24 protein-coding genes and 1 pseudogene are annotated in these 25,009 nt (G+C 35.1%); 15 read left to right on the top strand and 10 right to left on the bottom strand.

Annotation, left to right across the window (positions count from 1 at the left end; all coding sequences use genetic code 11):
* Positions 1-11: 11 nt before the first annotated feature.
* Together MKX65_RS19110 and MKX65_RS19105 are read left to right on the top strand one after the other, a co-directional pair.
* A complete protein-coding gene (locus tag MKX65_RS19110; protein WP_340905099.1) occupies positions 12-488 on the top strand; it encodes a hypothetical protein in 477 nt (158 codons plus the stop codon).
* Positions 489-1,053: 565 nt separating this feature from the next.
* A complete protein-coding gene (locus MKX65_RS19105; RefSeq protein ID WP_340905098.1) occupies positions 1,054-1,590 on the top strand; it encodes a D-glycero-alpha-D-manno-heptose-1,7-bisphosphate 7-phosphatase in 537 nt (178 codons plus the stop codon).
* A gap of 48 nt (positions 1,591-1,638) precedes the next feature.
* Here the strand turns inward: MKX65_RS19105 and MKX65_RS19100 are convergent, their stop codons facing one another.
* Entirely contained in the window at positions 1,639-1,947 is a 309-nt protein-coding gene (locus MKX65_RS19100) for a hypothetical protein (RefSeq protein WP_340905095.1), read from the bottom strand.
* A 337-nt stretch (positions 1,948-2,284) separates the two neighbouring features.
* Between MKX65_RS19100 and pfkA the strand changes: the two genes are divergently transcribed.
* The gene (gene pfkA, locus MKX65_RS19095; RefSeq protein ID WP_340905093.1) at positions 2,285-3,244 is read left to right on the top strand and encodes a 6-phosphofructokinase; all 960 of its coding nucleotides are present in this window, start codon (positions 2,285-2,287) and stop codon (positions 3,242-3,244) included.
* A 266-nt stretch (positions 3,245-3,510) separates the two neighbouring features.
* On the opposite strand, the gene MKX65_RS19090 is transcribed toward pfkA, so the two are convergent.
* Positions 3,511-4,521 (bottom strand): Gfo/Idh/MocA family oxidoreductase, encoded by a 1,011-nt coding sequence (locus tag MKX65_RS19090; RefSeq protein ID WP_340905091.1) that lies wholly within the window; start codon positions 4,519-4,521, stop codon positions 3,511-3,513.
* 226 nt (positions 4,522-4,747) lie between these two features.
* On the opposite strand from MKX65_RS19090, the gene MKX65_RS19085 reads away from it, so the two are divergent.
* Complete coding sequence (locus tag MKX65_RS19085) at positions 4,748-5,605, top strand: MurR/RpiR family transcriptional regulator (RefSeq protein WP_340905089.1); 858 nt, start codon at positions 4,748-4,750, stop codon at positions 5,603-5,605.
* Positions 5,606-5,659: 54 nt separating this feature from the next.
* Here the strand turns inward: MKX65_RS19085 and MKX65_RS19080 are convergent, their stop codons facing one another.
* Complete coding sequence (locus MKX65_RS19080; RefSeq protein WP_340905087.1) at positions 5,660-6,496, bottom strand: HAD family hydrolase; 837 nt, start codon at positions 6,494-6,496, stop codon at positions 5,660-5,662.
* A 422-nt stretch (positions 6,497-6,918) separates the two neighbouring features.
* Here MKX65_RS19080 and MKX65_RS19075 point away from each other — a divergent pair, with 422 nt between their 5' ends.
* Positions 6,919-8,328, top strand: coding sequence for a phospholipase D-like domain-containing protein (locus MKX65_RS19075; protein ID WP_340905085.1), 1,410 nt, complete (start codon positions 6,919-6,921; stop codon positions 8,326-8,328).
* 432 nt (positions 8,329-8,760) lie between these two features.
* On the opposite strand, the gene MKX65_RS19070 is transcribed toward MKX65_RS19075, so the two are convergent.
* From MKX65_RS19070 to MKX65_RS19055, 4 genes are all read right to left on the bottom strand, one after another.
* Entirely contained in the window at positions 8,761-9,237 is a 477-nt protein-coding gene (locus MKX65_RS19070; protein ID WP_340905083.1) for a hypothetical protein, read from the bottom strand.
* A 267-nt stretch (positions 9,238-9,504) separates the two neighbouring features.
* Entirely contained in the window at positions 9,505-10,062 is a 558-nt protein-coding gene (gene hxlB, locus MKX65_RS19065) for a 6-phospho-3-hexuloisomerase (protein WP_340905081.1), read from the bottom strand.
* A 5-nt stretch (positions 10,063-10,067) separates the two neighbouring features.
* Positions 10,068-10,712, bottom strand: coding sequence for a 3-hexulose-6-phosphate synthase (gene hxlA, locus MKX65_RS19060; RefSeq protein WP_340905080.1), 645 nt, complete (start codon positions 10,710-10,712; stop codon positions 10,068-10,070).
* Positions 10,713-10,869: 157 nt separating this feature from the next.
* Positions 10,870-11,235, bottom strand: a complete 366-nt coding sequence (locus MKX65_RS19055) for a winged helix-turn-helix transcriptional regulator (protein ID WP_340905078.1) — start codon at positions 11,233-11,235, stop codon at positions 10,870-10,872.
* Between the two features lie 278 nt (positions 11,236-11,513).
* Between MKX65_RS19055 and MKX65_RS19050 the strand changes: the two genes are divergently transcribed.
* Entirely contained in the window at positions 11,514-12,305 is a 792-nt protein-coding gene (locus MKX65_RS19050; RefSeq protein ID WP_340905077.1) for a MurR/RpiR family transcriptional regulator, read from the top strand.
* A gap of 37 nt (positions 12,306-12,342) precedes the next feature.
* Here the strand turns inward: MKX65_RS19050 and MKX65_RS19045 are convergent, their stop codons facing one another.
* Together MKX65_RS19045 and MKX65_RS19040 are read right to left on the bottom strand one after the other, a co-directional pair.
* Positions 12,343-13,326, bottom strand: a complete 984-nt coding sequence (locus MKX65_RS19045) for a Gfo/Idh/MocA family protein (protein WP_340905075.1) — start codon at positions 13,324-13,326, stop codon at positions 12,343-12,345.
* Positions 13,323-14,354: a Gfo/Idh/MocA family oxidoreductase gene (locus MKX65_RS19040; protein ID WP_340905073.1), complete on the bottom strand. Its 1,032-nt coding sequence runs from the start codon at positions 14,352-14,354 to the stop codon at positions 13,323-13,325. The genes MKX65_RS19045 and MKX65_RS19040 overlap by 4 nt, the downstream gene beginning before the upstream one ends.
* Before the next feature lie 406 nt (positions 14,355-14,760).
* On the opposite strand from MKX65_RS19040, the gene MKX65_RS19035 reads away from it, so the two are divergent.
* From MKX65_RS19035 to MKX65_RS19010, 6 genes are all read left to right on the top strand, one after another.
* Entirely contained in the window at positions 14,761-15,243 is a 483-nt protein-coding gene (locus MKX65_RS19035) for a hypothetical protein (RefSeq protein WP_340905071.1), read from the top strand.
* Between the two features lie 15 nt (positions 15,244-15,258).
* Complete coding sequence (locus MKX65_RS19030; RefSeq protein WP_340906316.1) at positions 15,259-16,074, top strand: PTS transporter subunit EIIC; 816 nt, start codon at positions 15,259-15,261, stop codon at positions 16,072-16,074.
* A gap of 456 nt (positions 16,075-16,530) precedes the next feature.
* Positions 16,531-17,730: a coiled-coil domain-containing protein gene (locus MKX65_RS19025; RefSeq protein WP_340905069.1), complete on the top strand. Its 1,200-nt coding sequence runs from the start codon at positions 16,531-16,533 to the stop codon at positions 17,728-17,730.
* A 538-nt stretch (positions 17,731-18,268) separates the two neighbouring features.
* On the top strand, positions 18,269-19,459 hold the full coding sequence (locus MKX65_RS19020; protein WP_340905067.1) for an MFS transporter: 1,191 nt from the start codon (positions 18,269-18,271) through the stop codon (positions 19,457-19,459).
* A 32-nt stretch (positions 19,460-19,491) separates the two neighbouring features.
* Positions 19,492-20,073: an aldo/keto reductase gene (locus MKX65_RS19015; protein WP_340905065.1), complete on the top strand. Its 582-nt coding sequence runs from the start codon at positions 19,492-19,494 to the stop codon at positions 20,071-20,073.
* Positions 20,036-20,368, top strand: coding sequence for an aldo/keto reductase (locus tag MKX65_RS19010; protein ID WP_340905063.1), 333 nt, complete (start codon positions 20,036-20,038; stop codon positions 20,366-20,368). The genes MKX65_RS19015 and MKX65_RS19010 overlap by 38 nt, the downstream gene beginning before the upstream one ends.
* 184 nt (positions 20,369-20,552) lie before the next feature.
* On the opposite strand, the gene MKX65_RS19005 is transcribed toward MKX65_RS19010, so the two are convergent.
* Entirely contained in the window at positions 20,553-21,590 is a 1,038-nt protein-coding gene (locus tag MKX65_RS19005) for an AbrB family transcriptional regulator (RefSeq protein ID WP_340905062.1), read from the bottom strand.
* Between the two features lie 803 nt (positions 21,591-22,393).
* Here MKX65_RS19005 and MKX65_RS19000 point away from each other — a divergent pair.
* The 3 genes and pseudogenes from MKX65_RS19000 (at position 22,394) to alsB (ending at position 25,003) form a co-directional block, all read left to right on the top strand.
* Positions 22,394-22,657 carry a hypothetical protein gene (locus MKX65_RS19000; RefSeq protein WP_340905060.1) on the top strand — a complete coding sequence of 88 codons (264 nt, stop codon included), beginning with the start codon at positions 22,394-22,396 and terminating at the stop codon, positions 22,655-22,657.
* Positions 22,658-22,777: 120 nt separating this feature from the next.
* A pseudogene (locus MKX65_RS18995) lies at positions 22,778-22,936 on the top strand (HAD hydrolase family protein); the annotation flags it as partial.
* A gap of 1,080 nt (positions 22,937-24,016) precedes the next feature.
* Positions 24,017-25,003, top strand: coding sequence for a D-allose transporter substrate-binding protein (gene alsB, locus MKX65_RS18990; protein ID WP_340905059.1), 987 nt, complete (start codon positions 24,017-24,019; stop codon positions 25,001-25,003).
* Positions 25,004-25,009: the final 6 nt, after the last annotated feature.

Genomic DNA, 25,009 nt, shown 5'->3' with positions numbered 1-25,009 from the left:
AGGTGATTTAAATGGAATTTATGAAGTATGAAGGTGAATGGTATGTCTGGATCTTAGTGTTTATATCAATAGTATTTGTATTAACCATGCCTAAAAAAAATTTAACATGGGTAGGCATATTGATTACATTTGTTTTTTCAGCCGGTTTGACATGGACTTTTGATACGATATCAATGTCCACATTTAACCTATTTGATCTAGCTAAAAAAATATCCATTGAGCTAAGTGATGCGTTATTAATTGGCATTGTCCCTGCGAGTATAGCGACCATCTATGTTAATTTTTATAAGCCTCAAAAGAAATGGTTTTTTGTATTATCTTTTACATTGCTATGCTTTGTCTTAGAGTTAGGCTTAGTTCAGGTTGGATACATGAAAAATAACGGTTGGAACACATGGTATGGAATACCGGTGTATTTTATCATTTTTAAATTCTTGTTTCCTTGGTATTTTCATTTACTAACAAAACCATTAGTTAAATCAAGGTAATGAACCAGCAGAGGCATGCCATAAAAAGGGATGTTTCTTTTTGTCCTATGATAGTCAAGGCAGATGAAAAGGGAGATTGCGACTATAATAAAAAAGATAAGAACCAACCTTTTCTCTCCTTTTCTATGCTATTGTTGATCTTACAATATGGTGGAGTTCATAGACTCTTTTGATAAATGGTATTTTCTCCCCTTATCCTGTTCATTTCAGCAAAGAATTATCCTCTGTTGGAGCTGCATGGGATAAATTTGACGTTAGTAAATCTATTTTTCTTATAAAAGTTCATTACTTCCTTTGGATGGATATGAGGGATATTTCAATATCTAGAATGAAGAAAAACAAGGGGTTGCTGAGGCAGCTCCTTTTCAATTTTATAACCATTTTACTGCCTAATTCAAGAAAAATTAAGATACGTTAGAAACACCTCAGGTTGTTAGACTTTTAAAAGCTAACAACTGGGGTGTTTTCTATTGATTCAATTTCCCTTTTAATCCACCAAGGGGTTGGTTATAGTATTACGATAATATGTACATGATTAAGATAAATAAACGGAGGGGGTAAAAATGTGGGTAAACGAGCGGTATTTTTAGATAGAGATGGCGTCATAAACGAAGTCTTAACAGAAAGAGTGAAATTTGTAAACAAGCCCACGGAATTATTTTTCTTACCTGGTGTTTCAGAGGCAATTCGGAAGTTAAATAAAGTGTTTGGAGACAATATTTTTGTTGTGACTAATCAAGGGGGAGTCGGGTTAGGGTTCATGAAAGCGAATCAACTCGAAACGATCCATGAACACATGATAGGTGAACTTAAAAAGGAGGGAGCAGTCATTAAAGATGTGGCCTACTGCCCTCATAAACCAAAAGCGGGATGTGAATGCAGAAAACCTGGCTCCAAAATGATTACTGACTTAGCCGAAAAATATCAGATTGACCTAGCACAGTCTTATATGGTCGGTGATACGGACACAGACATCCAAGCAGGAAAGAAAGTAGGAACAAAAGGTGTTTTTCTTGGAGACAGTGACCCATTAGCTGATGCTGTCTTTCCTGATTTATTAAGTGCATCTGATTGGATTATTGAAGATGCTACAAAATCTTGATAAAAACAAGGCCCCTAACTCTTTTTAGATGGGGCCAATTTTCTCATGTTAGGATATATCTGAAATGTGTTGGTTTTGTATATCCTTTGTGGAAACATACAGTTGTCCGATCATTTTACCTAGGTTCCTAACATATTCCTCGATTTCAGGAGGGGTATATCCAATAGAATTCCAGGCGGCTTCTCTTCCTCCATACATACCAACAGCTCTCTTTGAACTTAGGATACGTTTTACTTCTCCATAATGAAGATAAACTTCCCATAACCATTGATAGTGCTCTTCTGTGCTAATTCCAACCATTTTAAGGTTTGACCAATTATTATCAGTAGCACCTAGTTTATTCAATTTGTGGATCATCGTACTCCAACTCCTTATGATTATGTCTTAATTCTTGACATATCATAGGTTGTTTATAACTGGAGAGTAATGGTCGTAGATTGTAATTGCCAGCAACATCTATTAATGTTCTAAGGACACTTTGTCTATATGTTAATAAGAATGAGCCTTTTCTAAAAAATGGATGACGCTCTTATTTATAGATAGTTGACACCAACTAAGAAGAAAAATATATTAAATATTAAAATACTTCGTAGAGAAATAAAAAGAAGTAGTTTAATATTTAATACTTAGAGATTAGCTAAGTAGGCATGTAACTGAACCGCTTTATAAATTACATAATGAAAGAAGGGGAATTATGAGAAGAATTGCTGTACTAACTAGTGGTGGAGATTCTCCTGGAATGAATGCTGCCATTCGAGCGGTAGTTTTGAGAGGGATCGATAAGGGGTTAGAAGTATTCGGTGTTTACAATGGTTATGAGGGTCTGTTAGAAGGAAATATCGTTCCGATGGATCAAAAGTTTGTTGATGGAATTATACAGCGTGGGGGAACGATACTACGTACATCAAGAAGTGAGCGATTTAAATTGGATGAATCGCAGCATGAAGCAATACAAAATTTAAAGGATTTAAATATTGATGGACTTGTTGTAATAGGTGGAGATGGATCTTTTCAAGGTGCGTTGAAATTATGTGAAAAGGGACTACCTGTTGTGGGCATACCTGGAACCATCGATAATGATATATCTGGTACAGATTATTCAATAGGTTTTAATACAGCAGTAAGTACTGCAATTGATGCGATTGATAAAATTCGTGATACTGCTTATTCACACGAAAAAACTTCAATTGTGGAGGTTATGGGACGTGGTGCGGGGGACATTGCCTTATGGGCTGGACTTTGTTCGGAAGCAGAATCAATCATTATTCCGGAGGCAACTTACGATATTAAAGATGTCATTGCCCGTATTCATACGGCAAGGGATCGTGGACAAAAGGATTGTATCATCATTGTTGCAGAGGGTGTGTGTAGTGCTGAGGATATAAAAAAAGAGTTACAAGACCACATACAACTAGATACTAGGGTGGTTGTACTAGGATTCTTACAACGTGGTGGGACGCCTACTGCCTATGATCGGATGATAGGTAGTCAAATGGGAGCAAAAGCTGTGGATATCCTAATTAGTGGGGAACATGGAAGTATGGTTAGTGTAAAGAATGGTAAAATCACTTATACCACTTTTGAACAAGCTTCGACAGAAATACACGAAATTGATATGTCATTGTATCAATTAGCACTTAGTTTATCCATGTAGTTATTAGGAATAAAAAAATGAAATTCAAACTCGAAGGATTGTAAGTTTGGCTACTGTCTTTGTGAAACCTCTTCATTTAATTGAAGAGGTTTCATTATTAGTATTGTACAGGTGCAACTCTATCAACTGCTGGTTTGTTCTGTTCCAAAGATATCTGGTAAATCTCCCGCCATTGTTGTGAAATCTGCGACTATCTGGCCAGAACCTAGTATTGCAAGTTTAAAGTGAATGACCTCTTTCTTATGATAAATAGCGAACAAATAATTTTATTCGTTGATAAGGTTTATTCCTTCTTCTAAAATTTCCATTTGCCGTATGGTTTCCTCATCCTTAACAATTTTCTCTTTTCCATTAATGATCGATTCATATACTCCAGTGTAAATTCGCCCGTAGTCACCAACTTCAGAAATGACTTTTTCTTCATGGTAGTTTCCATCATCATCCACATAGGTTAGAACGCCATAGTGTTCTGGTAAATCAATCCCGAAATCCTTATTGGTTGGCATATAAAATAGTTTCAAGTGTTCTTCTTGTCTATCTTTTGTTTGTTTCACAAACACACCTTTTTTACCATATACGATAAAGCTAGGACGTTCTTTCAGACGGAAATAACTAGATTTAACAGAAACCTTTGTGGAGTCATAAAAGAAATCCAAATCAAAATAGTCATTAAAATGTCCTTTTCCAAGAAGTTGTCTCACATCATAAGTAATATGATTTGGATTACCAAAATAAGAGAGTACTTGATCGATTGTATGGCATCCATGTCCATACAGATAGCTGTTTTCTCTAGAAAACTTTAAAGACTTTGGTACTTCAGGTCTGAAATAATCATAGTGCATTTCCACTTCTAAAATATCTCCTAATACACCACTATTAATTACCTTTTGTACGGTTAGGAAATCTGAATCAAACCGGCGATTTTGATAGCATTGAATAAATAGATTCTTTTCTTTTGCATAGGCAAATAACTCTTTTGCTTGGTCAGAAGTCTGTGTGAATGGCTTTTCGACTAATACATGTTTACCGTTTTCAAGTGCCAATTTAGCATATTCATAATGTTCTACTGGGGTACAAATGACGACTAATTGAATTTCTTCGTCGAGCCAGATTTTATTTAAATCATGAACATAATTTACTTCTGGTATTTTATCCCAAACGCTGTTATCTCGTCGAGAGTAAATAGTTTTCACGCGAATGTTTTCGTTTTTTAATGAAAAAGGTAGGTGATAGCGGTTCGTACTTTTTCCATTTCCAATATAAGCAATCGTTAACATAAAAAAACCACTCCAATTCTCTTTTGCTAGCTTGATTATAATTGAGATGATAAGTATTGAGAACGCTTATATATCTAATAGGACCTCATTTTCAACAATACTTATATTCGGTGAAATTTGGCTGAACATAATGTTTAAAGAAGAGTTCACCATTGTGATTTGGTATATTAGTTATGAAATGAATCGATATAAATAATTATTTATTGTCAATCCAATGGAGGGAAATATGACATTATTAGATAAGCTTGAACACAAGCAAGGGTTTACTGACACTGAAATAAGAATTGCTGATTTCATTTTAATAAACCAAGAAGATGTCCCAAATATGTATATCCAAGAGCTGGCAGAGAATACCTTTACATCCCACTCTGCAATCATTAGGCTTTGTCAGAAATTAGGATTTTCTGGGTATAGAAATTTCAAAGGAGCATTGATCCATGAAATTCAAAGTAATAAGCATACTATTACACATGTTGATCCTAACTTTCCTTTTCTCCCAACTGATAGTTCTATCAACATTGCCAAAAAAATGGCTGATTTGACGATTGAAACTATAAGAAAAACGATGGGGAAATTGGATAAGGAAGAATTAAATAAAGCAGTAGAAATGATTAGGAATGCGAAACGAATTTATCTATTTGGCAATGGAGATTCCCAGATTCGTGCTCGTAGCTTTCAAAACAAATTTATTAAAATTAATAAGCACTTAATTATCGCTGATGAATATGGAGAAGGAATATGGAATACGTTAAGCATGGACAAATTGGATTGTGCCATTTTTATTAGTTATACTGGGAATTCAGTTTCACACATGAAAATAATCAAATATCTCGCTTCAATGAAAATTCCTTCAATCATGTTAACTAGTAATTCTGAATCAACAATGTCTAAACTATGTAATTTGACAATTGAGGTCCCACATGACGAATATGACAATTTCAAAGTAGGAACATTTTCTTCTCAAATATCGTTTGAGTATATCCTTGATACGCTTTTTTCAATTATCTATGCGAAAGATTACACAAGTAACCTCAATGATTTAAAGAAAAAGGAAGAGGCAATTAAAAAATGGGACCTACTTTAAGTAATTAAGAGGAATAAAATCAGAAAAACCGCCTTGGCGGTTTTTTGAAATGAATTAGATCAAGCCATATTTTTTGAAACTATTATAGATACCATCATCATCATGTGTATCTGTCACATCATTAGCTATTTTCTTAACTGCTTCATTTGCATTTCCCATTGCGATTCCGTAGTGGACGAATTCTATCATTTCTAAATCATTCCAGCTATCGCCATATCCGAAGGTATCCTCTTTTTTTATGTTTAAGTGATTAATGATCTTTTCGATACCTGTCGCCTTATTTACACCAAGAATGGATATTTCACCACAATTTTCTCCGAAAGCAGCTACTGTACTAGGAATGACCGTGAATTTAGATTCGAATTCTTCTTTTATCCTCTCGAGTGGTAATTTTGACCCAAAAAAGGAAATCTTATTAATATCATCTCTAAGTAAGTCTTCACTCTCAATAATTGTATCGAAAATAGACTCAAATCCTTTTTCTAAGTCTATTTTTGAATTAGGATCAGCTTTATGTAATTGTTCTAAAATGGAACGCATACGAGTGTTACCGTTTTTACCAGTAAATATACCGATGTTTGATTCGAGATTAAACTCGATGCCATGATGGTTAAAAAAGTCTACAACATGCTTTACATCCTCTTTTTTAACATTTACGTGTAATAACACCTCTTGGTCCATTTCTATGTACCCTCCAGCAGAACCGATAATCCCATCAAACCCAACTTCCAGTATATCAGGGGAAATTAGCGATTTTGGCCTTCCTGTACAAATAAAAACAAGGTGGCCATTTTCTTTAGCCTTTTGTACGGCAAGTTTGGCTGATTCAGGGATGATAAGTTTATCGTTAACCAAAGTTCCATCGATGTCCAAAAAAATAGCCTTTTTCATTATTTAGACCTTCCTATTCTTCATCTTAAAGTCAGCTTATTTGGTATCTCTTCTAATTTTTAGAGAGTCAGATTATATCTATTCTATTTATGTTCTGTGGATTAGAAAATAGGTCAAGCTTTTATTGTAATGGATAACAACTAAAAAAATGAGTTACAGAAATGAAACGCCTTGTGACAAAAACAAAATAGAAATATGTCAGTGTATCAAAAAGGGGTTGTATAGAATAATTGTAAAAAACAATCTATCCAAAAAAAAAACCATTAATAGTTAGAAAAGCTACGCTTCATATCCCAAACTTTGTTTTTTCTTCTTTGTTATTTCATATTGTAAAAAATGGTGAACAAACTAGTAACAATCGTATGGCTTTACATGTATTAGAAAGGAGGCAAAATCAAATAAGAAAGGTTAGGAGAGCGGCTATGATTATTCTCATTTTTTATCTACTGTATATTACCATATTCGGAATTGTTATTTTTAAATATAAACATCCACAAGTTAGTAGTGCCTATAAAGAACAGCACAAAGTGGAAAGATTCTATGGAAATGACACATTCCAGGATCGCGTGATTCTACTGGAAGAAAAAACGTTTTCAGGGATTGCCCGTGTCAACTTAATGGAAAATGCACAGGAGTCTATTGATATCGCCTATTATGCGATTCATAAAGGATACATTACCGATTTAATATTCGGAATGATTCTGGATGCGGCCGATCGCGGCGTAAAGGTACGAATCCTCTTGGATGGAATTTTCCATGGTTTTAGATTTGGTCTAAAAGATCTTCACTATGCCTTGGTCAATCATCCAAATATCGAGGTTAAATTTTACGAACCCTTCAATCCTTTACTCCCTTGGACTTGGAATAATAGACTTCATGATAAAATATTTGTTGTCGACAATAAGTATGCACTGATCGGCGGCAGAAATATCGGAAATCGTTATTTTGTTGAAGAAGGAGAAAAAAACCCTACGAATGATCGGGATGTTCTGATCATTAACACGGATCCCAAGACAAAGGAAGGCGGTGTGTTGTATCAAATGGAAGGCTATTTTAATGAAGTCTGGGACCATCCCATTACAAAGACTCCAATTGATAAGCTTTCCTCACGCCAAGAAAAGAAAGCAGAAGAAACTACCCAACAATTAAAAGAGAAGCTCGAGAATTTAAGAAAAACGGATAAAAAGTTATTCAATACCTATTATGATTGGATAAAAATGTCCCTTCCTACTAAAAAAGTCACCTTTATTCATAACCCAATACAAAGATTTAATAAAGAGCCTTGGGCTTGGTATGATTTAACGAATCTCATGAAAAATTCGAAAAAGTCCTTAGTCATCCAAAGCCCGTATGTGATTCCTACGAAAGCTATGCGCGATTATATGGGTCCGTTACAAGTACCTCCAGAAAAGACAACTATTTTAACGAACTCAATGGCATCAACAGCTAATGTGATGGCTTATTCAGGACATATTAAACATATCAACGGGATGGTCAAAAAGGGTGTCAATGTACTGGAATATCAGGGGCCTGACTCCATCCATGCCAAAACATTTATCTTTGATGATCGCTTAAGTGCCATTGGAGCATTTAATGTGGATTCCCGGTCGGCGTTTGTAAATACCGAGTCCATGGTCGTCATTGACAGCGTGGAATTTACCAAAGATCTCGGAAAGGAAATGGACCAATACTTTAAAAAGAGCTTAAAGGTAGCAAAGGATCAGTCGTATATAGAGGACCCTGACTTAAAGCCTGGTAAAGTAAGTGGGGTTAAGTCATTCGGAATAAAAGTACTATCCTATATAACGGGTTTATTTCAGCATTTATTATAGGGCAACGCTATAATCAACTCAGATAGAATAGTTAACAAAAAAGCCAAGCGATATTTGTGTATGCTTGGCTTTCAATTATATTGGTTTCTTGTTTTCTGAACATCAGGTTAAGAACCCTATCTGATAAATAGACGGAAAAATTTCGCTTAAGTTGTAAATTAAATAAAAAATAGTCCTAATAGACGGAGAGTTTCCGCCTATTGGTTCAAAAAACGTGTAAATAGGGGGTTTTGCTTTGCATAACCGGAAAATCTCCCCTTATTTGCCCCGAAATGAGCTTCATTCTGTATCTAAGCGGAAAAACTCCGCCTATTTTTGCTGGATACCTCAAATGCGTAGTGGTAAACCGGATCATAAAGTCTAAGCAAAAAAAGCCTAGCAAAGTGAAGGCCAGACCATTGAAGGGGACGCTATTTCAGTTATTGGTCATTTTTATGATTTCGCTTTGGGCTGTATGAGCACTTCGTCCTGCCACAATTGATACAGATAGATGATAAGCGAAAAACCGACCATCATAGCAACAATAGCTATTGTAGATAAGGTCGATTCACTTGAAACAAGCCCGATTCGTTGCCATACTGGATAAACGATATACATAAATGACCCGTCCAACAGTATATTGACAGTCAGATACAACCAAAATCTACCAAAGGTAAAGTGGAATACCCAGATAACAATAACTAAATATGCGCCATATACCCAAGGAACCGGGACGACTTTATCCCACCCGAACAGACTGGAACCTGTCTCTTTCCACCATCCGTAATGGTAAGCCGCTTGATATGCCAAGGTATGAATAACAGTCATAAATAGAGCGACCGGCATGTACCTCCGTACAGTATCCATTTTCAAAAAAAACAAGGACGCCCAAGGCAATATCAAGAGTGACCAGAGAATAATCTGTTTCATGTAATTAATACCCCACACTAGTTTTATATATAGTGTTACTCTCGAGTCACATATTTATTCCATTTATCCGATAAAAGTAACTGAAACAGCGATGGTTAAGTTGAATAACATTCAACACTCTCACCAATTCGCATAATACCTAATAACGCTATTTGTAGAACAAAGTTAAAAAGCCTCAAACCATGGCTATTACTGGGTTGGAGGCTTTTTTATTATTGGATGGGTACCCAAAACTTCTATTAACAAAAATATCACGTATCACAAAGTTTATTCTAAATTAGCATGCTTTCCGTACATCTTATTAGAGTCTAATCCGTTAATTTCCATAACCTTTAATATTAAAGAATCGTAGAATAACAGCATGGTCTGTTCAAATAGAGAACCCATCGGTTGGATGGAATGGTAATCACTATTTGTTTTGTCTTTCGGTGTACCGGGAAGAGGAACGATCAAATCTGCAATTCTTCCAAGAGTAGATTCGGAGGAGGTTGTTATTAACGCAACTACTCCACCTAGCTTTTTCGCTTTTTCTGCAATGGCAATTAACGTACTTGTTTCTCCTGAGCCTGAACCGATAATCAGTAAATCACCTGGTTCTAAATTCGCTGTTACCGTCTCTCCAACGACATAAGCATCAATTCCCATATGCATCATTCGCATTGCAAATGATTTTCCCATTAAGCCAGATCTTCCTGCGCCAGCTACAAGGATTTTTTTCGATTTCAAAATGGCATCTAATAACTTTTCAGCTTCCAGTTCAGGCAGTAATTCAACGGAACTATTTAATTCCTGAACTATTTCCCTTAAATATTGCGTAATATTCATGTGGACTATCCTTGTACAACTGCTTCTTGAATTAGTTCTTGCATCTTAGCTGCTACTGCCTTTTTATCCTCTTTTCCAGTAATCCCACCACCAACAATAACTAGATCAGGTTTTTGTTCAATTACCTCTGGTAGAGTTTCTAGTTTAATTCCTCCCGCAACTGCTGTTTTCGCATTTTTAACAACACTTTTTATGGTTGCTAAGTCTTCAAACGAATTTTTACCAACAGCTTGCAGGTCATAGCCGGTATGGACACAAATATAGTCAACACCAAATTCATCTAATTGTTTTGCGCGTGTGGCAATATCCTTCACAGAAATCATATCTACTAAAATTTGTTTTCCTTGTTTCTTGGCTTCTTCTACCGCTCCTTTAATTGACTCATCCTCTGCAACGCCTAGAATTGTAACGATGTCCGCTCCAGCAGCTGAAGCTTGGCTAACTTCATATCCAGCAGCATCCATAATTTTAAGATCGGCTAAAACCGTTAAATTAGGAAAAGCAGCCTTTACTTCTTTTACTGCTCTTAGACCCTCGTTGATTACCACTGGAGTTCCAATCTCAACTACATCAACATGTTCCTCTACTTCCTTCACTAATTCAATGGCACCCGGGATATCAACTAAATCTAATGCTAATTGTAATTTCATAAAATTTTACAGCTCCTTTTTTGTAGTGTTCTAGCATGAATTTATTATAAATACAAAATATCCAATAAGAGAAGTACGCACATTAATCTCATATAGTAACAAAAAGTATACTGTACAGACATAAAAAAACATGTACGCTTTAGCGTACATGTACTGATCATGATTTCAATTGTATCTCTTCGTCTATATTTGTTTCTATAAAGTCTTTATACTCTTTTCCCCATTCATACATTGCCTCTAGAATAGGCATTAATGTTTTTCCACGCTCTGTTAGGGAATACTCCACTCTCGGAGGGACGACTGGGTAAACTTCGCGATGAACAATAAAGTCGGATTCAAGTTCTCGTAGCTGGTTTACTAACATTCTTTGAGTAATAGAGGGCATTAAGCTTTTTAATTCATTAAAGCGTTTGGTACCTTCTTTCCCTAGATACCACAAGATGAGCATTTTCCACTTCCCACCAATAACCGCTAACGTTAGTTCTTTTTCACAGTTATACTCTCGATAACAAACGTGTCCCAATTTTCCCACTCCTTTATCTATAAAGTATATATTTAATGACTATATGATATTAAATAGCGTACTTACAGGAAGTATAGCAGTAATAATCAGCAGTGTATAGATTTTTCCATTCATACCCATTAGCGTTTTAACCAAAAAAAGGAGATAGATATATGGGTTTTTTTTGTAAAAAGGGAATCCATTTTGGGATGTAATTATTATTTTATTGTATCTGCGATGATAGTAGTTAATAATTAATAATTAAATATGTTTAGTTGTTTGAGAAGGGGAATTGATAGATGCTTATCAAAAAGATGAAGTTTATGTATAATTTAACGTCTCAAGAACAGTATATCGTTAATTATATTTTGGAGAATCCTTCAGTTGTATTTCATTCCACAGCAAATGAACTCGCGAAACTAACTTATTCTAGCTCATCAACTATAGTCCGCTTATGTAAAAAACTAGGATTAAAAGGATACCCCGATTTTCAACTGAAATTTGCACTCGAGTATAAATACGATCAAATAGATGAAAGTAAAAGAGAAGTTACTGAATCTGGAGATAAAAGTCTCGTTAAGGAAATTGATTTGGTTCCCGCTATTTATGAACAGGCGCTCCTTGAAACTAGGAAAATGTTTAATGAAAAAAGCATGATAAATATTATTGATTGGTTGAAAACTGCGGAACGTATAGATGTTTATGGTGTAGATATGAATTATTATGTGGCCCAACAAGCATGTGCCAAGTGGAATGAAGTAGGAGTGATGGCAGTTGCATACAATAGTGCCAATCAGCACTACTTAACGAATCTTAAAAATACTTCGTCTACTGTATCCTTTGTTATTTCACATACTGGAAAAAACAAAGCAATGATTGATATTGCTAAAAGGCTCAGAAACAACAACATGAAGGTAATAGGAATTACAGGTAGCCGTGATTCAACCATTGCTAAAATATGTGATGAATGTATTATTACTTATTCCTCCGAGGAACAATTAAATCTATCAAAAATCTATAGTATGATGTCATCACTTTATATTTTTGATGTTTTATATATGAGTTCATTTACCTTCCAGCAGGAAGAATAAAAGGAGAGCTATTTATGAAAAGCTCTCCCTTGCAAAATTACATTTCATCTGCGTCAAAAACGATATTAGCATCCTTGCGAGCATTAACCAGTATTTCCATGACAGAACGACTGTAGTCAAGAAGCTTATAACATTGATTAAAATCTTTTGTTTTGAAAATCTCGTTAAAAACAACCATTTCGTAGTATAAATTATTCATTGAAGTTTGGCTGTTTAATATCACTTCTGATTCCCCAATGTGTAAAATAATCTGTCTACAACCATTTGCACCATTTTCTACATGAATATACCCTTTTTCCCCTTGGATAAGAACAAAGTTCATACTACGGGTATCTTTCGCCCCAACACACTCTGCAATAAATTCAGGATATTCCATTACTAGTACCCCTGACGTATCTATACCATTTGTGTGTTTATTTGCAGAATAGCTTATTTTTTTAGGTGATCCAAATAAGTTCATAACAAAATGTAAGTTATAGATATTAATATCAACGAGAGAACCGCCTGAGAATTTTGGACTGAATACATTTGGTGTTTCACCAGCCAACAAAGCATTGTATTTGCTTGAGTATTGGCTATAGTTACACTGAATGAGTTTTATTTGTCCCAGTTTCTCAATATTTTCTTTTATTAATTGATAGTTTGGTAAATGAATAGTTGTAATGGCTTCAAATAACATTAAATTCTTTTGTTTTGCTAATGAAATTAATGTATCAGTTTCCTTAAGGGTTGATGTAAATGGTTTTTCACAAATCACATGTTTCCCGTGTTCAAGTGCCCGGTAAACGTGTTCAAAATGTAGACTATTAGGTGAGGCTACATAGACAAATTCTATAGTAGGATCAGCATACATAGCATTTAAGTCAGTATAAATAGTGGATATCCCATATTTTGCTGCTAGTGGTTTAGCTGTTTCTTCCTTACGAGAATACATGGCCACACATTCTGTATCTTTAATTTTATTCAATCCTGAAAGGAAAGCATCAACAATGACACCCGTACCTATCGTAGCTATTTTCATAGAGAGCACTCCAATTTATTAGAAGCGTTTTTAGCAGCATTGACACCGTCATTTAGTATTTTTAATACTGCTAGTACCTCTTCATCTTTTACTGGTTTCTCATCCCCCAACTTAATACTTTTATATAGCTTTTCGTACAGAATCCCATAATCAGTTACTTCAGAGGGCACATGCTCATTATGTTCCACTCCGTTTGTATCTACATAAGAAAGTTGTCCCCAATTACTTTCTGATTCAGTTTCAAACGTAACTTGAGTGGGTCCGTTTGGATTTTTCTTTTGATGACCGCTGCTGTATTTAATAAAGCTTCCCATATCACCATGAACGACAAATTTAGGATGATTAATTTTTACAGCTAAGCTGCATTTTACTGTTGTCTTTAATAGACCATAATGGAAATCAATATCAACATAATCATCTGATTCACCTGGGTGGTAAACACTTCTGACATCATAATGAATCTTTTTAGGTTCTCCAAACAATGAATATAACTGATCAATCGTGTGAACAGCTAATCCATGTATTAAGCCGAATCCTTTTTGAATGTGTTGAGGTTGAAAATAATCATAATGAGATTGGATTTCAATGATTTGACCTAGTACACCACTTTCAATTACCTTTTTCAATGTTAAAAAGTCCCCATCAAATCTTCTGTTTTGATTGGCCATGGCAATTAATCCTTTTGACTTAGCTAGATCAAAGATTTCTTTTGCTTCATCCACACTAGATGCAAATGGTTTTTCAACAAGAATATGTTTATTATTTTCTAGTGCCAGCTTAGCATAATAAGCATGACTGTCTACATGTGTACAAATAACAACTAATTCAATTTCTGGGTCATCTAGTACCTCTTGGAAATTGGTAGTGAATTGAATGGAAGGGTACCAAGTTTCACGTTCTGTATCCCCCAATCGATCTTCTTCTCTCCTAAAAATACTCTTTACCTTGATATTCTCTCTTCTTTCAAGATACGGTAAATGATAATTAACTACCGCATTTCCAAATCCAACAAAAGCAATTGTTAACATATGAACTCTCCTTTGCCATTTCTTAAAGTAATCATAGCACCTCATTTTCTTTTGAAAACCTTATATGAATAGTTTGGTAACCGCTTTCAAAATATCATATTTCTTTATAGAATCGTGAAATCTAATTTCATTTCCCGAGTCTTTATCGAGGCTTTAATGAATAGAAAGAATGGGGTTGAAGCTTGATTTCTTAATCTTTAGCTAGAAGAAGAGATGAATAATGGTTTTGGGGAATAATAATAGTCTTTAGGATAACACCACTGTTATGTACCAAACGTCAAAAACGATCTATGGACAATTATCTGAATAGTATCTATAATCCGAGTTAAGTAAGAGAGCGCTTTCAAAGGTTGTTGTCGACAAATAACCAATTGCATTATTAGTTGAAAATAGGGGAGGGCCTTTCGTGGAAAAACAGAAACCATCGTTTTTAGAGAAGATTTCAAACTTTGTAGTTGATCGGTTAGCTGGACCAATGGCTAAGTTTGGCGGGATTCCTGCTGTAGCCGCTGTGAAGGATGGATTAGTTGCTATTGTACCTATTGTAATTATTGGAAGTTTGTTTTTATTAATAGCAATGCTAGGATTACCTGGTACTTTTAGTGAAAATGCTCTTATACCAGCACTCTCAAGTTTTTCACCAAAATTACTTGTATTCTTTAATATCACTATGAATTTCCTTTCGTTATATGCTGCGGTTGCGATTGGAATGAACTATGCTAAACACTTTAACATTGATTCTATTAATGCTGCATTACTAAGTGTAGCTGCTTTCTTCTTGATTAATATTAACGATTTATCTAATGGGATGGAAGTTACAAATTTTGCTGCTGGGGGATTGTTTGCAGCAATCATAAGCAGCTTAATCAGTATTAGAATTTACCGGTAATTTTTAGAAAAGAAAATTACAATTAAAATGCCTGATGGAGTACCACCTAATGTTGCGAATGCATTCGTTGCGCTTATACCTTTCTTTGTAATATTTACACTCCTATGGGTCGTTCGTTCTATACTTAACTTTGACATTACTGCTTTTCTTAATTCAGTCTTGGGACCAGTGTTTAGTGGTACCGATAGTATTTTTGTATATGTTCCAAGGGTATTTATTGGTCTATTACTTTGGTCTGTTGGAATGCACGGAGATAACATGATTGGCCCTATCTTTGAGCCTTTAAAGTTGCAATGGGTAGCTGAAAATGCGGAGGCACTTGCAAATGGGGTAGACCTTAAAAATCTACCACACGTATGGACAACGGTAGTAGAACGTATAACAGTTTGGCCTGCTGCTGCTTGGGGAATTTTGTTCTGGATGTGGAGATCTAAATTAAAACAGGCGAGGACTATGGCAGGTATTGCTACACCTGCAGCAGTATTTACGATTATTGAACCAATTGTTTTTGGATTACCTATTGTATTAAACCCATTTTTCATTATTCCTTTTATCATTTCAGGAACTATTGCAGCGATCGTAACCTATGGCGCCTTTTCACTTCATTTAATTAATAGAGTGTTTGTGGAATTACCATGGGCCACTCCTCCATTTATATCGGGATACGTTGCGACAGGGGGAGATTGGAAAGGGGTACTCATGGTTTTTATAAACTTTGCAATAGGGATAATAGTTTATTATCCTTTCTGGAAAGCTTATGAAAAAGCTGAAAGACAAAAAGAAAGTATGGAAATTAAAGAAGTTGATTCAAACTCAACCTTATCCGTTTAATGAGAGTCATAAAGGCATTGATCCAAAGGGATTAATGCCTTTTTCTTTGTAGGGTTTGTCATTTAGTTTCGTTATCATATACTTCGTCTGAAACAGGTTCCAACCATTCTGGTGTACCCGCAGTGATTGCAATATGTTCAAATTAGATCAGCAACTAATGATTGAAGATAACTTTGTCCTATAAAAAATTGGCATTATATGCAGATTAAACTCCCGGTGTAGACTAGGGAGTTTTTTTAGATAAGTTTATAGAAGAGAATTTACAAAATAGAATGTCCAGAACTAGAATTCTATTATTTTTTTAAAAATCATGTTGAATTAAGTGATATTTGAAATATATTTGTAATCTATATTGTCAAATTTTGATGATATAATACTATTATCATAGGTATTTGTCGAAATGCCTAATTATACATATAAATTGTGTCGCTGCATAGAAGCAGGGAGGATTATAAATTGAAGAAAACTTCATTAATTACTATTATTACAACATTTACATTAGGATTTAGTAGCTTACTTACTGTTTCATCAGTGAATGCCGAATCCATTCAAAATATTCAAAGTAATATTGTAAGCGCTCAACAACAGCTTACTAGTTTACAAGCACAGCGTTCGGAAGTAGAAGTACAAATACAAAAAAATGAACAAGCCATTGCTGACAACAGCGCTAAAATTGAATCTGCAAATGCTCAAATTGCTGAATACCAGGCTGAAATTGACCAACTAAACAAAGTAATTTCCGAGATTGAAGAACGAATTACGGCCCGTAATGAAACATTGAAAGCCCGTGCTGTTTCGTATCAAGCTAGCGGTGGTCAGTTAAGTTATTTCGATGTAGTATTTGGTTCAAAAAGTTTTGGTGATTTTATTGACCGTGTTGGAGTAGTTGCTACAATACTAGATGCTGATCGGGATATGATAGAAGCACATGAAGCGGATAGAAAGGAAGTACAAGAAAAATACAAGGAAGTCGAGCAAAAGCTAAACGACCTGAACAGTATGAAGGTTGAACTAGAGGGAATGCAAGCTCAAATTGCTGAGCAAAAGGCAAATAATGAGGCTCTAAGAGCACAGCTAGTAAACCAAGAAAATGATAGTAAAGCAGAAATTTCAAGTCTTCAAGAGCAGAAAGCAGAATTACAAAGAGCTGCGGAGGCTGCGATAACAGCGGTTTCTGTCTCACCGAATTCACAAACTGGGACAAGTAAAGGAACTTCAGTTAGCAACTCTAATTCAATACCTGTTTCAAATACAGCAGTCTCATCTGGTTCTATTTCGACTGTAATAAATGCAGGCAATAAATATATAGGAAATTCAGTGTATGTATTTGGTGGTGGAAGAACAGCCTCTGACATCGCGAATGGACGTTTTGACTGTTCTGGATTTGTCTCTTGGGCATTTTCACAGGCTGGGGTTCGCGTTGGTGCTAGCACGGATACTTTAAAAAATACTGGTACACCTGTATCTGTAAATGAAATGCGTCCTGGTGATATGGTATTCTTTAATACATACAAACAGGATGGACATGTTGGTATTTATATCGGCGGAGGCAAATTTATCGGATCGCAAAGCTCAACAGGTGTAGCCATTGCTAATATGTCGAGTGGATATTGGGCAATTACGTTTAATGGTAGAGTTATGAGAGTTATTCATTAATAGATTAAAAGACAGGGATCTTTCCTTGTCTTTTTTTTGTGCGTCCTGGGTTAAATGATTAAGAGGTTCCTAATTTAATATTTCCCTTTAATGGCAATGCCTACACCATTTGAGGTAGAAAGGTGAATAATACATAATTGTTAAAAAATACCATTAATCGTCATATTTCCATCTCTTGCAACATCTAGAAAACAACCCAAAACTCTTATGTCCATCTATCATTCTATTAGCATATCAACAGTCAATGTTTTAGATATGCCTATTGGGAATATCACGATATAAGATATAAGTAATTGTTATATAAAAGGAATACGATAGAATAATTAACAAATGGATGGTAAATAAGGTTCATTGGAAAAGCAAGAAAGGGGCAGTTATAATATGTCAACTATTCAAGATAAAGTGGTTATATCACGGGTCCCTTAGTTGTGGAATAGGTGAGGCATCCACAACTAAGGGAACTTTTCCTATACGCCCCCATAACTCTTTGGGGGTAATTTATTTAATCGATAAAATTAAAGATAGGAGTTGTGATTTTTTGACTAAACGAAATAATTTGCTCATATGGATTTTAACTATAGGAGTTTTCGGCATTTTAAATACTGAAATGGGGGTCATTGGGTTAATGCCTTCTATTGCTGATCAATTTAATGTCAGCATAGCAACAGCAGGGTTAACAGTGAGTTGTTTTGCTCTTGCGATTGCTATATCTGGACCGACGATGCCGTTATTGTTCTCGGGTATCAATCGTAAGAAAATCATGTTACTTGTATTAGGTATTTTCACTTTAGGAAACATTGCATCGATATTTATTTCTAATTTTACGATTCTATTAATTGTTCGTATCATTCTTGGTTTGTTTCATCCACTTTATTGTTCTATGGCATTTTCCGTAGCTGCTTCCTCAGTAAAACCTGAAGAAGCTCCAAAAGCTGTTTCTAAAGTGTTTATTGGAGTATCGGCTGGAATGGTAGCAGGTATACCGATCGCAAGTTTTATCGATAGTACCTTTTCGTATGAAATGGCGATGGCATTCTTTGCGATTGTTACTGCTCTTATGTTGATTGCAACATTGATTTTTGTACCATCTATGCCCGTTAAAGAAAGACTGTCGTATGGTACACAACTTTCCGTATTAAAAAAACCGATATTATGGATGTCCATAGTGACTGTTGTTTTATTAAATGCCTCTGTATTCGGGGTATATAGTTATATTGCTGAGTATCTGGAAACTGTCACTGAAATGTCTCCGAATACCATTACTTTAACTTTATTCAGCTTCGGTGGAGCGAACATAATAGGAAACATTGTCTCTGGAAAGTTACTTACTCAGAGTCCCATTAAATCTATCCTATTTTTCCCTTTAATAATGAGTGCTCTTTACATCATTTTATTCTTCACAGGACAGTTTGCCGTACCTATGGCAATGATCACTTTCGTTTGGGGAATCGTGGCTGGAGGAATCATGGCAAATATTAATCAATATTTGATTGCGTCTGTAGCTCCTGAAGCACCTGACTTTGCCAATGGTTTATTTATATCAGCTTGCAACGTAGGAACAACAGTGGGTGCAGCTGCAGGCGGGTTATTTATTTCACAAATGGGTACACAATATGTTGTATTGGTGGGAATCCTATCATTGATTCTAAGTTTAGTAGCCATTTTACTAAGAAACTATATGATTAGTCCTACAAAACACCTTTCTAAATCTGCTATAGTCCATGAATGATACGATATAAACATTGTATCAGAGGTTAGTAAATGTTATTAGATGAGGAGTGGGGAAATTTGAATAAAGTAAAAATTGCTGGAAGGGAAGTTTTTCCCATTGGCTTAGGTACTTGGAATATGGGAGAAAAAGCAGATAAATTTGAACAAGAAGTAAATGCCATGAGGGTTGGTCTTGATCATGGTGTTCAAGTGATTGATACGGCTGAAATGTATGGGGATGGAAATGCAGAGAAATTAGTTGCACATGCTATTAAACCTTATAGCCGTGAAGAATTATTTCTCATTTCAAAAGTTCTTCCTTCAAATGCCTCAAAAAAGCAAATACCGATTAGTTTAGATAAAAGTTTAAAGAGATTAAATACAGATTATTTAGATCATTACTTACTCCATTGGAAAGGGAATATTCCTATTGAAGAAACGATTGAAGCCTTGGAGAAAGTTAAAAGTCAGGGGAAAATTAAGTCATGGGGTGTTTCTAATTTAGATGTGGATGACTTAGAAAAAATAATAAAATTGCCTGATGGAATTAAATGTGCATCAAATCAAGTGCGTTATAATTTGGGAGATCGTGGGATTGAATTTGATTTTAGTACCTATGATGAATCAATTTGAAATCCCCCTAATCGCCTATGCCCCAGTTGCTCGGGGTGATAGCTTGGGTACCAATTTAACGAAACAAAAGGTTTTAAAGGACATTGCTGAAAAACATCGTTCAGATACTTTTCAAATTTTATTAGCATGGTGTATTCGAAATGGTCAAACCATTGCTATACCACAATCTAGTAATACATCTCATGTGATAAATAATGTGAAAGCAGCCGAGATTCAATTAACACAGCAAGATTTGGAGCAATTAGATTCAATCTATCCAAAACCAAGCGTGAAACAGCCACTGGCTTTATGGTAACAAGAGAATGTAAATGAAAAATTTCATAGAGTAGCAGATGAAAATTAATAATTTAAAAAGACTTGCAGGAGTTACATCTGCAAGTCTTTTAGTCATGTAAAGAGTAAAACAAAAACCATGAAAACTTTTGCTATTTTATTAATGAATTTGTACGATATTGCAATCAATAAGTGAACAGATTAAATCAAGCATTATTGCTTCTAACCTTACCGGTTAAATATTTTATAGATGGAATAATCGCAATAGAGATTATTAGAACACGGAATAATTGAAATGCTGTAACAATGGTACTGTCAGCATGAACTGACGCAGAAATGATCCCCATTTGATCAAGACCACCAGGCACGATACTTAAAAAGCTTGTTTTAAAGTCTACCGGATAAAATTGCATCATTACTAGAGCGAGGCCGAACGCACTTGCGATATATAGAAACGACGAAACGAAAGCATAGAAAATCAGCTTTTTCGATAAGTGAAGATCCTCTTTTTTCAAAAGCAGCCCAATGTAAATCCCCATCACAATTTGTGCAACATGAAGTGCGCTCACCGGAATTTCTGGAATATCGATTTTTGCAAGTTGTAAGCCCATAAACAAAAAAACCGGACCAAGCATATAGCCGGTAGGGATTTTTATTTTCATGGCAATAAAGCCAGCAAGGTAACTTAAAACAAAAAACAATAAAAACATAAACGCGTAATGTGCGTCTGAGATAGATATGCTCGAGCTACCACTACCTACAAGAAGTAGTGGGACAAAGCCGATAATGCAGATTACACGGAGCACCTGATAAAACGTAATCATCGCAATATTTTGACTAACTTGTTCTTCAGCATAAGCAACAATTTGTGTCATACCACCAGGCACACAGCTAGTAAGTGCTGTAAGTTGGTCAACTTTCACACGTTTCACTATAAGCCAACTGATGCAGATAAATAAAATGATATATAGTACATTTAGTAAAATCATAACAGGCAAATAAAGCCTAATATCTGCAAGTGTTTCAAGAGTAAAGGCATGACCAATGGAATACCCAGCAATCACCAGACCAAAATTTCGAAAGTGCTTATTCCATTTTAAAGGAAGTTGCGTCGTTAATTTTAAAACTAATATAGTTAGCAATGGCCCAAGAAGCCAGGGCATAGGGATATGTAACGATTGAAAAACATTGGCACCAATAATACCAAGTACTGCGGTTAAAAAATAGTTTCTTGCTATTGCCATAAAGGATACCTCAATTCATAAAAAGCTAGATTTATTATTTCATATTCATCCGAGTTATTAAAGACATTGCAATGAATCTTTGGAATGCGAACAGGCTAAAGAAGACTTAGAAGGTACTATAGGCAAAGGGATGTTATGGACAACAGAATAAGTATTTGTGGTAAACCGAACAGTGTTTTTAAGAAGGGAATCTATAAATAATAAGTCTTTTTTGAGTATTTATAAAAAGGAGAAACCCTTGCTAATATGCAAGGGTTTTCGTGTATGAGCATAGGGGGCTCGAACCCCTGACCTCTACGCTGCCAGAGGAAAAACTATCGAACAATTGAGTAAAATAAATTCAAATCAATTAAATAAAATAAGTCTGTGCACACTTTTGTGACACATTTGGTCCACGAGTGGGTTTTAGTCCTATTTATTTATAGAACTTCTATTAACACTAATAGGCCTTCGTAAACATCCTTATTGAACAAACTAATCGTTATCTACAGTATCAACGAAAAAAGGTTGATAGAATGCATCTTTTATCTTTATGTACATGTATGCAAAGATAAGTGGTTAAGGACTTGACGTGGAGCCTCTGTGGGCATGATTGGTCATGAAAGGCTGAAGCCGTTGTTTCATCTGGCATCCAAGCCTATCATACCCACCTCTCCACGTAAAGTCCTATCTTTGTGTACGTTTAATACTATAAATACTTACTGTTGATAATGCGTCTACAAAGATAGAAAACTGGCATTTTTGGTATCTTTACATACGTTAAATACTGTGAAAAATCATACTGTAGATAATAGGAAGGTTAGTTGAAGAAACAACTAGAAAGTGAATTTTTACATGATATTACCCAATTTACATCAAGTAACAAGCATGCGTTGGCGTACGTAAGCCGTTCAGATGTAAAATCTAGTATTGAAAATCATCATCCATATATTAAAAATGTTTATGAACCCAATCATATGCCCTATCCGTTTTTTGATCCCACCCAATCATTATCATACCCATCATATTTACCAACTGTTACTGTTTTTTCAGGATCCAGATCAAACTTTATATCAAGAACGTTATGAAGATAAGAAGTTGTTCGCTGGAACCCTTTTGTGCTGGATGTTCTACCAAAGGGCGTGTCAAAAGCCACGGGGATTTCAAAGTTTCTTGAACTAGCAGGAATTAAATAGGAAAATACGTATGCCTTTGGCGATGATATTAACGATATGGAAATGTTCTCTTTGGTTGGAACAGCCATTGGAATGGGAAATGACATTCCCGAACTAAAAGAAATTAGTGATTTTGTTACGTCTTCTAACGAAGAAGAAGGAATACTAAATGGACTAAGAACATTGATTTAATTGAGTAAAACTAAACACTACCATTTATGGTGGTTTATCGACCAATGAGAAAGAACAGTTGGAACATGTGATTAGGAAAAATCCTAAAAAGATATTTAATATTTTTTGACATAATATATAGCATCTATTGTAATTAAATCTTTACAAGTGAAGAATAGGTTAAACAAATGCAAAAAGAGGAAAAGTAATTACTTCTTCAGGATTAACTTATTTAAGTGAGGAGAGAGAATCGTGGAATACAAAAGATTTGGTTCAAAAATGGTGATTTGCCTTGATGATGGCGATGAAATTATTACCTCCATAACCGAGGTATGCGAAAAAGAGGATATTAGCTATAAGTAGGGGGTGAACTGTTTAGTTGTCGGGTAACCTGTTAAAAAACGTATTAACCCGTTGGTATCACTGGGTTGATACGTTTTTTATTTTGTTTAAATGCTACGCAAAATTTATATTAACACTAATCATCTTTGGTAGGCATTCCCTTTGAACAACAGGGGCATTCACTTATTGATGGATTGAAATAAAATGGAAAAAATAATCGTAGGATTGGTGTCAACAGGTCATTATTGGCATTATTTAGCTCACTTCCTTAACGAATAAATTATTTAGTTTGTAGTTGTAAATCCTATGCAGGTAGAGAAAAGTAATGATTTAGATGATCATTCTCCAACAAAATGTTGTAAAGGATGCAAGAGTCTTTTGCACGGATGGTTAAAGATTTAACAGTGGGAAAAAATTTTTTTATATGATTTTATGGCTTGTTTAAAGTATTTTGTAAAACTTTTCATCTCAAAAAGACAGAAAATATAAAAAATAAAGTTGACAGCAATTATAGTGCCTTTTATTATAATAATTGTAAGTGGTTACAAATTAGAAAATTCAAAAAAATATTTTTACGTAAATGAGTAATCGTTTAACCTTTATGGGAATATGTGGACCTTCCGATTGACTGTATAATGGTTAATCGATTACCTACTTTTTCACCATTGGTTAATCGATTAATCAGAATCGCGTGGAGGTGAAATTTGAAGATTTAATACTGAGGAAAAAAACAGATCATTAAAAAGGGGAGAATGAATGATGAAAAAATTGAATCTAATGTTTGTTTTCTTGTTAATCTTTGCTTTGCTAACCGCATGTAATGCAGGACCTACTGCTGGACCAACACAGTCAGATGATAGTAAGGAATCAAGTTCAGGAGATGAAAAGATCAAGGTTGCAGTAATTTTGAAAACGTTGTCAAATCCTTTTTGGGTTTCTATGGAAGAAGGAATTAAAGAAGAGGGTGAAAAATTAGGTGTAGATGTTGAAATCTTAGCCTCACAGTCAGAGGAGGATCTACAAGGACAATTAAGAATATTTGAGGATTTATTAAACAAAGATTATGACGGCATTGCGTTTGCACCATTATCACCAGTAAACCTAATTCCACAAGCAGTAAATGCATACAAAAAAGGTATTCCAACTGTAAATATTGATGAAAAGGTAGATATGGAAGAGTTAGTTAATGCAGGCGGAAATGTAAACGCTTTTGTAACGACTGATAATGTAAAGGTTGGAGAACAGGCTGCTAACTTTATCGTAGAAAAAATCAAAACGGGTAAAGTGGCAATTGTTGAAGGGAAATCCGGAAATGCATCTGGTGAAGCTAGAAAAAATGGAGCGAGTGGAGTTTTTGAAGCAACTGAAGGAATCGAACTAGTCGCTAGCCAACCTGCTGATTGGGATCGTAACAAAGCGCTTGATGTGGTGACGAATATGATTCAAAGATATCCTGATTTAACTGCTATTTACGCATGTAACGACACGATGGCATTAGGTGCACTACAAGCAGTTCAAAACGCTGGAAAACAAGATCAAATCATTGTAGTAGGAACAGATGGAGCACCAGAAGCTGTTGACTCTGTCAATGCAGGACAATTAACAGCAACCATTGCTCAAGATTCTGCTGAAATTGGAAGAGAGAGTTTAAGATTACTAGTTGATGCGATTAAAGCTGGGAAAGTGCTAGAACTTGATAAGGAAGCAGAACTTGTTACAGTTCCTTCGAATGTAGTTAGCAAATAAAAGGAA

This window comes from Robertmurraya sp. FSL R5-0851 (assembly GCF_038002965.1).
In the GTDB taxonomy this organism is placed as follows: Bacteria; Bacillota; Bacilli; order Bacillales; family Cytobacillaceae; genus Robertmurraya_A; species Robertmurraya_A beringensis.
Note: the sequence above shows the minus strand (reverse complement) of the source record. Positions and strands in the feature narration are given on the sequence as shown.

Bases quoted from the DNA above. Each gene is read 5' to 3' on its own strand.
- MKX65_RS19110 (WP_340905099.1), top strand. From the start codon at position 12: ATGGAATTTATGAAGTATGAAGGTGAATGGTATGTCTGGATCTTAGTG.
- MKX65_RS19100 (WP_340905095.1), bottom strand. From the start codon at position 1,947: ATGATCCACAAATTGAATAAACTAGGTGCTACTGATAATAATTGGTCA.
- pfkA (WP_340905093.1), top strand. From the start codon at position 2,285: ATGAGAAGAATTGCTGTACTAACTAGTGGTGGAGATTCTCCTGGAATG.
- MKX65_RS19090 (WP_340905091.1), bottom strand. From the start codon at position 4,521: ATGTTAACGATTGCTTATATTGGAAATGGAAAAAGTACGAACCGCTAT.
- MKX65_RS19085 (WP_340905089.1), top strand. From the start codon at position 4,748: ATGACATTATTAGATAAGCTTGAACACAAGCAAGGGTTTACTGACACT.
- MKX65_RS19080 (WP_340905087.1), bottom strand. From the start codon at position 6,496: ATGAAAAAGGCTATTTTTTTGGACATCGATGGAACTTTGGTTAACGAT.
- MKX65_RS19075 (WP_340905085.1), top strand. From the start codon at position 6,919: ATGATTATTCTCATTTTTTATCTACTGTATATTACCATATTCGGAATT.
- MKX65_RS19070 (WP_340905083.1), bottom strand. From the start codon at position 9,237: ATGAAACAGATTATTCTCTGGTCACTCTTGATATTGCCTTGGGCGTCC.
- hxlB (WP_340905081.1), bottom strand. From the start codon at position 10,062: ATGAATATTACGCAATATTTAAGGGAAATAGTTCAGGAATTAAATAGT.
- hxlA (WP_340905080.1), bottom strand. From the start codon at position 10,712: ATGAAATTACAATTAGCATTAGATTTAGTTGATATCCCGGGTGCCATT.
- MKX65_RS19050 (WP_340905077.1), top strand. From the start codon at position 11,514: ATGCTTATCAAAAAGATGAAGTTTATGTATAATTTAACGTCTCAAGAA.
- MKX65_RS19045 (WP_340905075.1), bottom strand. From the start codon at position 13,326: ATGAAAATAGCTACGATAGGTACGGGTGTCATTGTTGATGCTTTCCTT.
- MKX65_RS19040 (WP_340905073.1), bottom strand. From the start codon at position 14,354: ATGTTAACAATTGCTTTTGTTGGATTTGGAAATGCGGTAGTTAATTAT.
- MKX65_RS19015 (WP_340905065.1), top strand. From the start codon at position 19,492: ATGTTATTAGATGAGGAGTGGGGAAATTTGAATAAAGTAAAAATTGCT.
- MKX65_RS19005 (WP_340905062.1), bottom strand. From the start codon at position 21,590: ATGGCAATAGCAAGAAACTATTTTTTAACCGCAGTACTTGGTATTATT.
- alsB (WP_340905059.1), top strand. From the start codon at position 24,017: ATGAAAAAATTGAATCTAATGTTTGTTTTCTTGTTAATCTTTGCTTTG.